The organism is uncultured Lutibacter sp., assembly GCF_937891065.1.
Lineage (GTDB): Bacteria > Bacteroidota > Bacteroidia > Flavobacteriales > Flavobacteriaceae > Lutibacter.
Genome location: NZ_CALAEQ010000137.1, coordinates 1 through 12,666 on the forward strand (window position 1 = coordinate 1; position 12,666 = coordinate 12,666).

The 12,666-nt window shown below is 29.4% G+C and carries 18 protein-coding genes; 11 read left to right on the forward strand and 7 right to left on the reverse strand.

Going from position 1 to position 12,666, the window contains the following annotated elements:
- Positions 1–431 precede the first annotated feature (431 nt).
- From Q0352_RS07590 to Q0352_RS07610, 5 genes are all read left to right on the forward strand, one after another.
- Positions 432–1,013 (forward strand): NUDIX domain-containing protein, encoded by a 582-nt coding sequence (locus tag Q0352_RS07590; RefSeq protein WP_299526059.1) that lies wholly within the window; start codon positions 432–434, stop codon positions 1,011–1,013.
- Positions 1,014–1,023: 10 nt separating this feature from the next.
- Positions 1,024–1,749 carry a class I SAM-dependent methyltransferase gene (locus Q0352_RS07595; protein ID WP_299526062.1) on the forward strand — a complete coding sequence of 242 codons (726 nt, stop codon included), beginning with the start codon at positions 1,024–1,026 and terminating at the stop codon, positions 1,747–1,749.
- Between the two features lie 79 nt (positions 1,750–1,828).
- Positions 1,829–2,542 (forward strand): 3-ketoacyl-ACP reductase, encoded by a 714-nt coding sequence (locus tag Q0352_RS07600; protein WP_299526064.1) that lies wholly within the window; start codon positions 1,829–1,831, stop codon positions 2,540–2,542.
- Positions 2,543–2,700: 158 nt separating this feature from the next.
- Complete coding sequence (locus Q0352_RS07605) at positions 2,701–3,060, forward strand: hypothetical protein (RefSeq protein WP_299526066.1); 360 nt, start codon at positions 2,701–2,703, stop codon at positions 3,058–3,060.
- 10 nt (positions 3,061–3,070) lie between these two features.
- Entirely contained in the window at positions 3,071–3,460 is a 390-nt protein-coding gene (locus Q0352_RS07610) for a YchJ family metal-binding protein (RefSeq protein ID WP_299526071.1), read from the forward strand.
- A gap of 22 nt (positions 3,461–3,482) precedes the next feature.
- On the opposite strand, the gene Q0352_RS07615 is transcribed toward Q0352_RS07610, so the two are convergent.
- From Q0352_RS07615 to Q0352_RS07625, 3 genes are read right to left on the reverse strand one after another with little or no spacing between them, the layout of a single operon-like run.
- Entirely contained in the window at positions 3,483–3,878 is a 396-nt protein-coding gene (locus Q0352_RS07615) for an ACT domain-containing protein (protein WP_299526074.1), read from the reverse strand.
- A 9-nt stretch (positions 3,879–3,887) separates the two neighbouring features.
- Positions 3,888–4,229, reverse strand: a complete 342-nt coding sequence (locus tag Q0352_RS07620; RefSeq protein ID WP_299526077.1) for a cupin — start codon at positions 4,227–4,229, stop codon at positions 3,888–3,890.
- Positions 4,230–4,239: 10 nt separating this feature from the next.
- On the reverse strand, positions 4,240–4,695 hold the full coding sequence (locus Q0352_RS07625) for a DinB family protein (RefSeq protein WP_299526080.1): 456 nt from the start codon (positions 4,693–4,695) through the stop codon (positions 4,240–4,242).
- A 150-nt stretch (positions 4,696–4,845) separates the two neighbouring features.
- Between Q0352_RS07625 and recA the strand changes: the two genes are divergently transcribed.
- The 6 genes from recA (at position 4,846) to Q0352_RS07655 (ending at position 10,205) form a co-directional block, all read left to right on the forward strand.
- Complete coding sequence (recA, locus tag Q0352_RS07630) at positions 4,846–5,853, forward strand: recombinase RecA (protein ID WP_299526083.1); 1,008 nt, start codon at positions 4,846–4,848, stop codon at positions 5,851–5,853.
- A 203-nt stretch (positions 5,854–6,056) separates the two neighbouring features.
- Positions 6,057–6,506, forward strand: coding sequence for a RimK/LysX family protein (locus tag Q0352_RS07635; RefSeq protein ID WP_299526085.1), 450 nt, complete (start codon positions 6,057–6,059; stop codon positions 6,504–6,506).
- Between the two features lies 1 nt (position 6,507).
- Positions 6,508–7,389 carry a 30S ribosomal protein S6--L-glutamate ligase gene (rimK, locus tag Q0352_RS07640; RefSeq protein WP_299526087.1) on the forward strand — a complete coding sequence of 294 codons (882 nt, stop codon included), beginning with the start codon at positions 6,508–6,510 and terminating at the stop codon, positions 7,387–7,389.
- Between the two features lie 2 nt (positions 7,390–7,391).
- Positions 7,392–8,339 carry a succinylglutamate desuccinylase/aspartoacylase family protein gene (locus Q0352_RS07645; protein ID WP_299526090.1) on the forward strand — a complete coding sequence of 316 codons (948 nt, stop codon included), beginning with the start codon at positions 7,392–7,394 and terminating at the stop codon, positions 8,337–8,339.
- Positions 8,340–8,344: 5 nt separating this feature from the next.
- Entirely contained in the window at positions 8,345–9,292 is a 948-nt protein-coding gene (locus Q0352_RS07650; protein ID WP_299526093.1) for an ABC transporter ATP-binding protein, read from the forward strand.
- Positions 9,293–9,323: 31 nt separating this feature from the next.
- Positions 9,324–10,205 (forward strand): NAD(P)-dependent oxidoreductase, encoded by an 882-nt coding sequence (locus Q0352_RS07655; protein ID WP_299526135.1) that lies wholly within the window; start codon positions 9,324–9,326, stop codon positions 10,203–10,205.
- Positions 10,206–10,340: 135 nt separating this feature from the next.
- On the opposite strand, the gene Q0352_RS07660 is transcribed toward Q0352_RS07655, so the two are convergent.
- From Q0352_RS07660 to Q0352_RS07675, 4 genes are read right to left on the reverse strand one after another with little or no spacing between them, the layout of a single operon-like run.
- A complete protein-coding gene (locus tag Q0352_RS07660; protein WP_299526094.1) occupies positions 10,341–11,114 on the reverse strand; it encodes a sulfite exporter TauE/SafE family protein in 774 nt (257 codons plus the stop codon).
- A gap of 37 nt (positions 11,115–11,151) precedes the next feature.
- Positions 11,152–11,583, reverse strand: coding sequence for a dUTP diphosphatase (dut, locus tag Q0352_RS07665; RefSeq protein ID WP_299526096.1), 432 nt, complete (start codon positions 11,581–11,583; stop codon positions 11,152–11,154).
- A 33-nt stretch (positions 11,584–11,616) separates the two neighbouring features.
- Positions 11,617–11,817 carry a hypothetical protein gene (locus Q0352_RS07670; RefSeq protein WP_299526098.1) on the reverse strand — a complete coding sequence of 67 codons (201 nt, stop codon included), beginning with the start codon at positions 11,815–11,817 and terminating at the stop codon, positions 11,617–11,619.
- A gap of 2 nt (positions 11,818–11,819) precedes the next feature.
- Entirely contained in the window at positions 11,820–12,665 is an 846-nt protein-coding gene (locus Q0352_RS07675; protein ID WP_299526100.1) for an alpha/beta hydrolase-fold protein, read from the reverse strand.
- Between the last annotated feature and the right edge of the window lies 1 nt (position 12,666).

Here is a 12,666-nt window from a genome sequence, read left to right on the forward strand (position 1 = left end):
TAGAATCCTTAAATCATTTTTAATTCACGATTTTATAGGTTAACATAAATACAGTTTTTAACGAACTTGTAAAGTTTATTAAAGTCAATAATTATTATAAGACTCTAGTTAAACCAACTATTGGTTTTTAACCAATAACGTAACAAAATTAGGAAGTTGTTTTTTGTTTAACAAGCTATTTTTTTAATATTATAGCGATTTATATTATATGTATTGTGATGAAAGAAACGTATCATTTATTACAACAAGTACGCTTAAAACTATAAAATAATTAGATTCAATGCTTAAAAAGTTACTAAATGAATAGTTGTTTATACTTGGTTTTATAAATTTCGTTAATCTAACAAGTCTAAATATACTGTTTGAAAATCGAAATTCATACATTTGATCGTTAAAAATATAATTTAGACACATTAATTTTAAACTAATTTATGGCGAATTCTAAAGTTAAAATAAGCAGTATTAATAATTTATCAAGCAATTATTATAAATTAGATAAGATAAATTTCGAATATCAGCTTAAAAACGGTTCTTGGCAACAACAAAGTCGCGAAAGTTATGATAGAGGTGACGGTGCTGCAATTTTGTTATATAATCCAATTAAAAAAACAGTAATTCTCACCAAACAATTTAGAATGCCAAGTTATTTGAATGAAAATGAAGATGGTATGATGATTGAAGTTTGCGCTGGTTTGCTAGATGATGACGATCCTTTAACTTGTATAAAAAAAGAAGCTGAAGAAGAAACAGGGTATAAAATAAACAACCCAACAAAACTGTTTGAGATTTATTCAACACCAGGAGCTGTTACTGAAAAAATCCATTATTTTATTGCCGAATATAATGATGAAATGAAGATGAACGAAGGTGGTGGTTTAGAAGATGAAACCGAAGAAATTGAAGTACTTGAACTAGACTTTAGAAGTGCTTTAACTATGATTTCAACTGGTGAAATTTGTGATGCCAAAACAATTATTTTGTTGCAATACGCTCAAATACACCATCTAATTTAAACTTATTATTATGAGTTTTTATCAACAAATTGCCTCTTATTATCACCATATTTTTAAAATCAATGTTAATCAAGTTGATTTTATTAAGCTAAAAATACCAGAAAGTGATTGTAATGTTTTAGATATTGGATGTGGAATTGGAACGCTTTCTTTGGAGTTGGCGAATTATTACAAAAACGTACGGGGAATTGATATGGATGCTGAAATGATTCGAGCAGCTTCAATAAAAAATGAAGACGCATCAAAATCCATTCAATTTCAGCAAATAAGTATGCTTCAATTAGATGCATTTATAGATAAAAATTCTGTAGGAGGCATCATTTGTTTTGGTAATACCATAGTTCATCTGAATTCGTTAGATGAAATAGCTGATTTTTTACAACAATCAAAAGCTGTACTTAAATCAAATGGAAAATTGTTACTTCAAATAGTTAATTACGATAAAATTATTAAAAAAAACATTCAACAATTACCTATCATTGAAAATGATGAAATACTATTTGAACGAAATTACCATTATCTTAAATTGGAAAATAAAATTGATTTTAATACGCGTTTAACAGTTAAATCAACCCAACAAATAATTGAAAATAGTATTGAATTGTTGCCGCTATTAAAAGAGGAATTAGCGCTTTTATTAAAAAATGCTGGTTTCAACAATTGTAACTACTATGGAAATTTCAATAAGGAATCGTATACTATTAATAGTCCTGCTTTAATTATAGAGGCTTGGTAATCAAATGGTTTTATAACTTATAGGAATATTAAGAAATTAAAAAAAGTGAAATATCACTTCAAAATAAAAATAAATTAAAATGGAATTGAAAAACAAAAAAGCCATCATTACAGGTGGAAGTAGAGGACTTGGAAAAGCAACAGCAATAGCATTTGCCAAACTAGGAATTGAAGTGGCAATTACTGGTAGAAATGAAAAAAGTTTAAAAGAAACAGCTACCGAATTAAAAGCACTTGGAGTAAATGCTTTTTACGAAATATTTGATGTTGGTAATTATGAAGAAGTTAAAGTTGGAATTAAAAACTGTATTTCAAACTTAGGAACTGTAGATATTTTAGTGAACAATGCGGGAATTGCAGCTTTTGGTTCTTTTAATGAAATGGAAGTAAGTGTTTGGGAAAACATTATTAAAACCAATGTTTTAGGAATGTATTACGTTACAAAAGAAGTGCTTCCATATTTAATTGAAAAAAATGAAGGTGATATTATCAACGTTTCTTCAACAGCTGGTTTAAACGGTAATGCAAATGTTTCTGCGTATTCAGCATCAAAATTTGCAGTTATTGGATTGTCGGAATCATTAATGAAAGAAGTTCGTAAAAATAATATTAGAGTAAATACATTAACACCAAGTACTATTGCTACCGATATGGCTTTGGAATTAGGAATTACTGATGGAAATGAAGAAAAAGTATTACAACCTGAAGATTTTGCTCAATTAATTGTTGCAGGTTTACAATTACCTAGACGTGCCATGATGGCAAACGCATCTTTATGGTCTACAAATCCATAATTATACATACATAGTTCATATAATTAAAACCAAACAAATGTTCAATTTTATAACAGTTGTTTGGTTTTTGTTTTTTATATCAAACAGTACAAATCCCTATATTTGCAAGGACTCATAACTATTGTATTTTTTAATATAATAGTAAAACAAGTAAATAAATGATTATAGAAAATCTAGTAGGCGCCTACAATATTGTTGGTAGTAACCAAGATGAAACTGACAACACCTATAAAGGAACACTTACTTTATCTCTAGATAGTAACAAAAGAATAATTGCCAAATGGTTTATTAATAATGAGCAAGAACAAATTGGAACTGGCTTTTTTAAAAATAACATTTTAGTAATCAACTTTAGCTATCAATCAAAAGATGATTATACGTATAAAGGAGTGGTTGTGTATCATTGTATTTCTGATACAATATTAGATGGGTTTTGGTCAGAAAAACACGGAGATCCACTGTATTTAGGTACAGAACGCTGTTTTAGAATTACAGAACAAAATGAATTACTAAATTAAATAATAACGTATGCAATGTCCTTGTAATATTAAAAAAAAATATAGTGATTGTTGTCAAAAAGTACATCAAAATATTAATTCAGTTTCTTCAGCTGAAGCTTTAATGCGTTCTAGGTACAGCGCATTTGTAGTAGCAAATATTGACTATTTACAAAAAAGTCACCATAGTAAAACGAGGCCTTCAAAAAAGGAGAAAAGAGACATTGAAAAATGGACAAAATCTGTAAAATGGTTAAAATTAGAAGTTTTAAAAACCACAAAAGGAACCACAACTGACGCTACAGGAACAGTTGAGTTTAAAGCCTTTTTTATGGAAAATGGATCAATTAATGTGATACACGAAAACTCAAGCTTTTCTATTGAAAATAACCATTGGGTGTATGTTGGTGCAAAAGATTAAACCAATTATAATATTCTAGATTTTAAGATTTTGAAAGCATCTTTAAAACTTCTACTGCTTTCTCGGCATCCTTTTTAGATACAAAAATATGATCGTGATAATAACCTGCAATTACATTACAACTAATATCGTTTTTTGCCAATTCACTTGAAAATAAAGCGGTTAAACCAACTGCATCTAATGAAGAATGGACTGTAAGTGTAATCCAAGAGGAAACATAATCATAATTTAATTTTAGCGCATCTGCTTTTAAACGATTCATTACAATGGTTGTTCCTTCGGCTTCTTTAAATTCACAAATTGTATCATTTCTGTTTATTTTTGATACATCTTGTACAGTACAAAATACATAATCACCAGAATTTAATTTTGGAGTCATTCCTTTAATAAGTGCACTTAAATTTGTTTCGCCAGCCATAACTGTATTTTATTTTTCTGAAACCTTAATTACTCTATCAACTGTATCTAATTTAGATAAGGTTAAACGAACAATACTATTTGCTTTTGCAAGCAAATCGTGTGGAACGCTGGCCTCAAGTGCAACCAAATCTCCTTTTACTAAATTGTAAATAGTTCCGTCAACACCAAAATCTATGGCACCTTCAAAAATTTCAACTGTAATAGGAAATGAAGTTTTATGCTCCTTCATTACTTGATTTTTTTGCATTAAAATCCTAATTTCTTTGGTGGTTTCAGTTTCAAATAATACTGTAATTGAAGGTTTTGTATCGTTAAAAGTTAAGTTTTCTGTAAGTGATGATTTTTTCATAATAGTAGTTTTACCAACCTCTATATTTTGGAGGTTCTATAGTGTTTAAATTTAAATATACGATTAATTGTCCACGATGGTGTGTTACGTGATCTTGCAATAAATTTAAGATTTGTAATTTACTTTTAGGCCCAGCAAAAAATTCAACTTCCGTTGATAATTCTTCTAAAAGCACTTTTTTAATTGTTTCTGCAACATTATCAAAAGAAGCAGTTAATTGGTTTATGATTTCTTCCTTTGATTTCGGATCAATTTTTTCCGTTTTTTCACCGTTAAAATATTTAGAACTTAACCAATCCATGTTTCCTTGTATATGAATTAATTGTTCTTGAAAACTCATTTGTCGCTCAGTTGGTTTATAATTATAGTTAGCTTCAGGCATAGCTTTTGCTATTTCTAATAAATAATTTTTAGAGTTTTCCCATTTTAGTAAAAATGCTGATTTCACATCGTTTTGAGCTTTCATCTGATTGACAGTTAGGATAGTAAATAAAGTTATGATAAATATTTTTCTCATTCTAAAAACTGTTAATATTATTTGTGAACGGGTTAAATATACTCAATACTTTTTTATATTTTAGCCCTAAACTATTTTAACACATTTTTAAAAACGATTATGGCAGAAGACAAAGAAAAAGTAGCAAAATTAAAAGCATTACAACTCACATTAGATAAATTAGATAAAACCTACGGAAAAGGTGCTGTAATGAAAATGGGCGATGTTGCTATATCTGATATAGATGCCATTTCTTCAGGGTCATTAGGATTAGATATTGCTTTAGGAGTTGGCGGTTATCCACGTGGTAGAGTTATTGAAATATATGGACCAGAATCTTCAGGTAAAACAACGTTAGCATTACACGCAATTGCAGAAGCTCAAAAAGCAGGAGGTATTGCTGCTTTTATTGATGCTGAACACGCATTTGACCGTTTTTACGCTCAAAACTTAGGAATTGATATAGATAACTTAATAATTTCTCAACCAGATTATGGTGAACAAGCTTTAGAAATTGCAGATAATTTAATTAGCTCAGGAGCTATTGATATAATTGTGATTGATTCTGTTGCTGCATTAACACCAAAAAGTGAAATTGAAGGCGAAATGGGTGATTCTAAAATGGGATTACACGCGCGTTTAATGTCTCAAGCACTTCGTAAATTAACAGGTACAATCCACAAAACAAATTGTACGGTGATTTTTATTAACCAATTACGTGAAAAGATTGGTGTTATGTTTGGAAATCCTGAAACAACTACAGGTGGTAATGCATTAAAATTTTACGCATCAGTTCGTTTAGATATTAGAAGAAGAACCCAAATTAAAGATGGTGATAAAGTAATTGGAAATAGCACTAAAGTTAAAGTAGTAAAAAATAAAGTTGCTCCACCTTTTACAATAGCTGAATTTGACATAATGTATGGTTTAGGTGTTTCTAAAACAGGTGAAATATTAGATTTAGGTGTTGAATTTGGAATTGTTAAGAAAAGTGGATCTTGGTTTAGTTATGGTGAAACAAAATTAGGACAAGGGCGCGATGCTGTAAAAGCATTAATAAAAGACAACCCAGATTTAGCTGAAGAATTAGAAGGGAAAATTAAAGAGGTTATAAATAAGGGAAAATAGGAATAGATAACATATAAAGTTTTAAAAGGAAGTAATATCATATGTTGCTTCCTTTTTTATTGACTCTAACTCATTATTTATTAAATACTTTCTTTATGAATTAACCAAAAACAAAATTTACCCCTAAAACCTTACTATATAGAATAATAGTCTATTTTTGCCAAAATTCCTTTTTTTTTAATTATATACTTTTTTAAAAGCTTTTGAAAAATAATAACGTAAAATTATTAATTGGCAGAACGGATATTGTCGATTTTCCAAAACTAAATTTGCTTGGTATTCATGTAAAAATTGATACGGGAGCTTATACTTCTAGTTTTCATTGTCATGATATTAAAATTGAAAACAATATTTTGAAATGTCAACTTTTAGATCCCGAACATCATAAATTTGAAGATGTTCATTTTGAATTTAGTGAGTTTTCACAGAAAATAGTAAAAAGTTCAAACGGTCAAATAGAAAACCGGTACTTAATAAAAACTGAAATATTCATATTTGATCAAATATATCCTATAGCATTAACGCTTTCAGAAAGAGGATCTATGAAATATCCAGTATTATTGGGAAGAAAATTTCTTTCTAAAAAATTTATTGTAGATACTTCAAAAAAATATATATCATTTAAAAATTTAAATACAAAACTAACTGAATAGTATGAAAATTGTTGTTTTATCAAGAAATCCAAATTTATATTCTACAAAAAGACTTGTTGAGGCAGGTAAAGAAAGAAATCATGAAATTATTATTGTAGATCACACAAAGTGCGATATTATTATTGAAAGAAAAAAACCAGCAATTCGTTATAAACACGAATTACTAACAGATATTGATGCGGTAATCCCAAGAATAGGAGCATCAGTAACTTTTTTCGGAACTGCTGTAGTACGTCAATTTGAAATGATGAAAGTTTTTACAGCTGTTGAATCACAAGCATTAATGCGTTCAAGAGATAAATTGAGAAGTTTACAAGTACTTTCAAGAGCAGGTTTAGGTTTGCCAAAAACAGTATTTACTAATTATTCAAAAAACGTTGCTGATGTTATTGAAAGTGTAGGAGGTACGCCTTTAGTTATAAAATTATTAGAAGGCACACAAGGTTTAGGTGTGGTTTTAGCTGAAAATGATAATGCAGCAACATCTGTTTTAGAAGCGTTTAATGGATTACAAGCACGTGTAATTGCTCAAGAATTTATTAAGGAAGCCAAAGGTGCAGATATTCGAGTATTTATTGTAGATGGAGAAATAGTTGGCGCTATGAAACGACAGGGAAAAGAAGGAGAATTCCGTTCTAATTTGCATCGAGGAGGTACAGCTGAAATTATAAAATTATCAATCGACGAAAAAAATGCAGCTTTAAAAGCCGCTCGTGTAATGGGATTAGGAATTGCTGGAGTAGATTTATTACAATCAGCTCGTGGACCACTTATTTTAGAGGTAAATTCCTCACCAGGATTAGAAGGTATTGAAGCTGCTACTGGAGTTGATATCGCTGGGAAAATTATTCATTATATTGAACGACACGTAGATGTAGATTAAAGATGAGAATATTAAATCATAAAATTGGACTTGGAGAATCTGTTCAAGTTAAAATGGATTTTGCGAGACTTAATACTCGAGATACCATTGAAGTACCTATCATTGTTGAGCGAGGTAAAAAAGACGGTCCTTGTTTATTATTAATTGGTGGTGTTCACGGCGATGAAACAAATGGGGTTGAAATTGTTCGCCAAATTGTTGCTAAAGGTTTAAATAAACCTGAAATAGGAACAATTATTTGTATTCCTTTATTAAATGTTTTTGGTTTTATAAATCAAACAAGAGAATTTCCTGATGGAAGAGATTTAAATAGGGTTTTTCCAGGATCAGATAAAGGATCATTGGCAAGTAGATTTGCGTATCATATTATGAAGGAAGTAATTCCTCATATTGATTATTGTATTGATTTTCATACAGGTGGAGCACAACGTTTCAATTATTCTCAAATTAGAATTGACGAAGATGATGAAGAAATTTTAAATTTGGCTAAAATTTTTGGTTCTCCATACATTGTTTACAGTAAAAGTCAAGAACGAACTTTTAGAAGATCAATGGTTAAACTAGGAATAAAAGTATTGTTGTTTGAAGGTGGAAAATCATTAAATTTAGACAAAACAGTTACAAAAATTGGAATTCAAGGTGCTATAAATGTAATTCACGAATTAGGTCTGAAGGATTTTTCTTCTAAAATTATAAAGACTAATATTACGAATCAACCTATAATTATTAAAAGTTCTAAATGGATTAGAGCCAAGCATTCAGGGATGTACAGATCAGATGTTAGTGCGGGTCAAAAAGTAGCTAAAGGGCTGAAATTAGGAAGTATTTCTGATCCTTTTGGAGATTTTGAAAGTGCCTTCAAAAATAATCAAGAAGGGTATATCTTAAACTCAAATCACGCTCCAGTTGTAAATCAAGGTGATGCACTTTTTCATATAGGATTTGAATAAAGCAGGTGTTAAAAGTTGAAAACATATCATTCGGTTACACTTCAAAAGAAGTATTAAAAAATATTAGTTTTACTGCTAATAAAGGTAATTATATTGCTGTAGTTGGTGAAAGTGGTTGTGGGAAAAGTACACTCTTAGAAATTATTTACGGCTTACTTCATATCGAAAAAGGTTCGGTTTATTGGAATAACGAAAAGTTACTAGGACCCAATTTTAAGTTAATTCCAGGAGAAGATTTCATGAAATACTTACCACAGGATTTTGACTTAATGCCTTATATTACTGTTGAGGAGAATATTGGTAAAAATATTTCAAGTTTAAATCCAAATAAGCTACAACGCATACAAGAATTACTAGAAGTTGTAGATATGTCGGCCTTTTTAAAAACAAAGGTTAAAAACTTGAGTGGAGGTCAAAAACAACGCGTAGCTATTGCAAAAGTAATTGCAAAAGAACCTAAAGTTTTGTTATTAGATGAACCTTTTAGTCATATAGATAATTTTAGGAAAAATAAATTAAGAAGAAGCCTTTTTAAGTATTTAAAGTCAAAACACATTACTTGTATTGTAGCCACCCATGATACTACGGATGCACTTTCTTTTGCTGATGAAATTTTAGTGATTAGAGATGGAAATTTTGTTGCTATAAACTCGCCAGAAGCGTTATATAAAAACCCTAAAAATGCTTATGTAGCTTCACTTTTTAATGAAATAAACGAAATTCCTTTAAGTAAAATTGATTTAAAATCTCCATCAAAAGATACAATTTTAGTATACCCAAATCAAATTAAATTTGTTAAAAAATCAGAAATAAAAGCAACTGTTTTAACATCATATTTTAAAGGAAGTTATTATTTAATTGAAGCTGATTTAAATGGAGAAATTATATTTTTTGAGCATTTCGAAAAGATACAATTAGGTTCAGAAATTTGCTTAAAATTAATTAAATTGTAACGACTAAAAGTGGGTATATTTTATTAAATCAATACAAACAAAACAAATGAAAATAGCTTTTATTGGATTAGGAATTATGGGAAGCAATATGGCTTCGCATTTAGCAAAAAACAACTTAAACTTAACAGTTTATAATAGAACTCCAAAGAATTTTGAACATTTCGGAAATTCAAATGTAACTATTGCGGATTCGGTTAAAAATGCTGTAAAAGATGCTGACATTGTTTTTAGTATGTTATCTACACCTCAAGTTGTTGAAGACGTATTTTTTGGAACAGCAGGTGCGCTTAATTCAATGAAAAAAAATGCAATTTGGGCAGATTGTTCTACTGTAAATCCATCATTTAGTATTCGCGCTTTTGAAGAAGCAACAAAATACAATATTAGATTTTTAGATACTCCAGTTTCAGGCTCAAAAATTCCTGCAGAAAATGCGGAATTAATTTTTCTAGTTGGTGGAGAAGAAAATACTTTGAATGAGATTCAGCCATATTTAAATGTGATGGGAAACAAAGTGTTACATATAGGTGATATTGGTAAAGGAGCATCGTTTAAAATGCTTGTAAATATGATGCTTGCTCAATCTATGCTTGTTTTTTCAGAAGCCATATTATTGGGTGAAAAAATGGGAATTTCTAAAGATTTCTTATTAGATACAATTCCTAATTTAATTGTTTCAGCTCCTTTTACAAAATCAAAGGCTCTAGCTATAAAAAGTAATAACTATGATGTACAGTTTCCATTAGAATGGATGCATAAAGATTTACATTTAGCTACAATAACTGCCTATGAACACAATCAACCATTGTTTTTGGCTAATCTTACCAAAGAAATATACGCAGGCGCTAACCAAAACGGAATGGGAAGAGATGATATGTCAGCTATTTATAAATTCTTAGAACTGAAAAAATAATTTCATTTACTACTAGTTCAGTTTTACACATTGGTTGCCTAATGCAAATACCAGTAACAATTTTCAAATCAAAACCTCAAAACTAAAATAGTGGGAATACTATAAAATGACATATAAAATTTGATATTTTTTCTTTTAAATAAACCCTGCTCCTAAAGCTATTGAAATTAGTATTAACATAATAGCTACAAAAATTTGTAAAAAGTTAAGAGTCACTTTCTTTAATAGCTTATTACCAAAATAAGCCCCAATTATAGCTGATAAAGTAGCGCAAATTATTAATGTTAAATTATCAGTAAGTCCAGATTTAGTAATTCTAGTTGCATATACACTAAGTCTAGTAAAATCAACAATTGCAGATACGATTACTGCAGTTCCTATAAATGCTTCTTTTGATAGTCCTGCTTTGATAAGAAAAGCAGTTCGTAATGCACCTTGATTTCCTGAAAGTCCCCCAAAAAATCCACTTAAAGCACCACCTAAAGGTAATTTTTCTCTTCCAAATTTTAAATTACTGAAATATGGAATTAAATCCATACTTGCAAAAACGATGAGCAATAGTGATATGATAAATTTAACAGGATACACTTCAAAAGTTTTATCCATCATTTCATAAGTAAATAATGGTTTAGCATCTGGAATTTGAAATAATAACCAGGCGCCAACAAAAGCCATAATAACTGCAGGAATACCAAATTTTAATAAAACTGTTTTATCTGCATTTTTACCAACTAAAAAAACTTTAAAAACATTGTTAAAAAAATGAACAACACCTGTTAAAGCTATTGCTAACTCTACAGGAAAGAAAAGCATAAAAACAGGAGTTAATATGGTTCCTAAACCAAAACCTGAAAAAAAGGTTAAGATTGAAACAAGAAATGCAGTTAATGATATGACAAATATTTCCAAATTTCAAAGTGTTTCAAAAATTTATCTTTTGTGTTTTTTAAACTCCAGTTGATCCAAATCCACCGGATCCGCGCTCAGTTTCACTCAAAACTTCAACAATATCCCAGTCTGCACGTTCATGTTTTGCAATTACTAATTGCGCAATACGTTCACCATCATTTATTACAAAATTTCGGTTAGATAGATTCACTAAAATTACACCAATTTCACCTCTGTAATCTGCATCTATAGTTCCTGGAGAATTTAAAACAGTGATCCCATTTTTCGCTGCGAGTCCGCTACGCGGACGTACTTGTGCTTCTGTGCCCACGGGCAAAGCAATAAATAACCCTGTTTTAACAATGGCACGTTCTAAAGGTTTAAGTGTAATTGCTTCAGAAATATTTGCACGTAAATCCATTCCAGCTGATGCAATGGTTTCGTAGTTTGGTAATTCGTGTTTTGATTTGTTGATGATTTGTACTTTCATAATAGTATTTGTTTTTTGAATTTATTAACTTCTTTACGAGTTAGTTTCAATATAATTTTTAAGTCTGTCAATAAAAAAAATCCAACCAGTTCTGCAACTTTCAGGTTTAAAATCTGGAATATTATCAAAAAACCAATATTTCATTTTATCAATATCTGTAATTGCATCCCAAATAACACTTATAGAAGCATGAAATAATTGCTCAACAATAATAGGTGTTTCTTTTGTTGTCATATTTATTTTATATTGTATAACCAAGTAACAACTTCTAAAAATTCACTTTTCCAAAAAGCTTCATTATGATTTCCATTGGGGTTTATTTTTGATTTTATGTTCTTTGATTTAAAACCAGTTTTTAGTAATAATTTTTCAGTTTTTTCAGTTCCTGAAACCATGTCTTTACCTTCTTTTTCACCAACTAATAAAAACAATTTCACCTTTTTAGTATTTCCATACTCCTTAGTAAATCCTTCAACTTCATCTGAAAACCAAAATGAAGTTGACAATGCGCCAATTTTCCCAAAAATTTTAGGATGTTTAAGTCCGCCATAATAAGAAATTAAACCACCTAAAGAGCTTCCAATTAAACCAGTGTATTTTTGTTGTTTTTTGGTTCTGTAAGTAGCATCAATATAAGGTTTTAAAGTATTTTTAATAAAATCAATATAAATTTCACCTTTTCCACCTCCATATTTTTCATGTGACCAAGGTGTGTATTCGTTAATTCGTTCTGCTCCACCATTTTCAATACCAACAACTATAAAACCTTTTCCTGTTTTATTGAAGAGTTCATTTAAAGTTTCATCAACTTCCCATTCACCAATATATGATGTCGCATTGTCAAATAAATTTTGACCATCGTGCATATAAATCACAGGATATTTTTTTGAATTTTTAGCATAATTTGGAGGTAGATACACCCAAATTTTATGACTGATATCGTTCAATTCAGGAATTAAAAATTCTTTTTCAATAATTGAAACATTTTTAGAAGCTGTTGATTTTTTTTCTTCAGTATTTTGAGAAAATAAAATGGAAGTTGTCAAAAAAATTAGTATAAAAAAAGCACTCAAATGTTTCATG

What these genes read in the sequence shown, in the direction of transcription:
- Q0352_RS07670 (WP_299526098.1), bottom strand. Translation starts at nt 11,817, where the DNA reads ATGACAACAAAAGAAACACCTATTATTGTTGAGCAATTATTTCATGCT.
- Q0352_RS07600 (WP_299526064.1), top strand. Translation starts at nt 1,829, where the DNA reads ATGGAATTGAAAAACAAAAAAGCCATCATTACAGGTGGAAGTAGAGGA.
- Q0352_RS07610 (WP_299526071.1), top strand. Translation starts at nt 3,071, where the DNA reads ATGCAATGTCCTTGTAATATTAAAAAAAAATATAGTGATTGTTGTCAA.
- recA (WP_299526083.1), top strand. Translation starts at nt 4,846, where the DNA reads ATGGCAGAAGACAAAGAAAAAGTAGCAAAATTAAAAGCATTACAACTC.
- Q0352_RS07625 (WP_299526080.1), bottom strand. Translation starts at nt 4,695, where the DNA reads ATGAAAGCTCAAAACGATGTGAAATCAGCATTTTTACTAAAATGGGAA.
- Q0352_RS07595 (WP_299526062.1), top strand. Translation starts at nt 1,024, where the DNA reads ATGAGTTTTTATCAACAAATTGCCTCTTATTATCACCATATTTTTAAA.
- Q0352_RS07620 (WP_299526077.1), bottom strand. Translation starts at nt 4,229, where the DNA reads ATGAAAAAATCATCACTTACAGAAAACTTAACTTTTAACGATACAAAA.
- Q0352_RS07590 (WP_299526059.1), top strand. Translation starts at nt 432, where the DNA reads ATGGCGAATTCTAAAGTTAAAATAAGCAGTATTAATAATTTATCAAGC.
- rimK (WP_299526087.1), top strand. Translation starts at nt 6,508, where the DNA reads ATGAAAATTGTTGTTTTATCAAGAAATCCAAATTTATATTCTACAAAA.
- Q0352_RS07645 (WP_299526090.1), top strand. Translation starts at nt 7,392, where the DNA reads ATGAGAATATTAAATCATAAAATTGGACTTGGAGAATCTGTTCAAGTT.
- Q0352_RS07675 (WP_299526100.1), bottom strand. Translation starts at nt 12,665, where the DNA reads ATGAAACATTTGAGTGCTTTTTTTATACTAATTTTTTTGACAACTTCC.
- Q0352_RS07605 (WP_299526066.1), top strand. Translation starts at nt 2,701, where the DNA reads ATGATTATAGAAAATCTAGTAGGCGCCTACAATATTGTTGGTAGTAAC.
- dut (WP_299526096.1), bottom strand. Translation starts at nt 11,583, where the DNA reads ATGAAAGTACAAATCATCAACAAATCAAAACACGAATTACCAAACTAC.
- Q0352_RS07615 (WP_299526074.1), bottom strand. Translation starts at nt 3,878, where the DNA reads ATGGCTGGCGAAACAAATTTAAGTGCACTTATTAAAGGAATGACTCCA.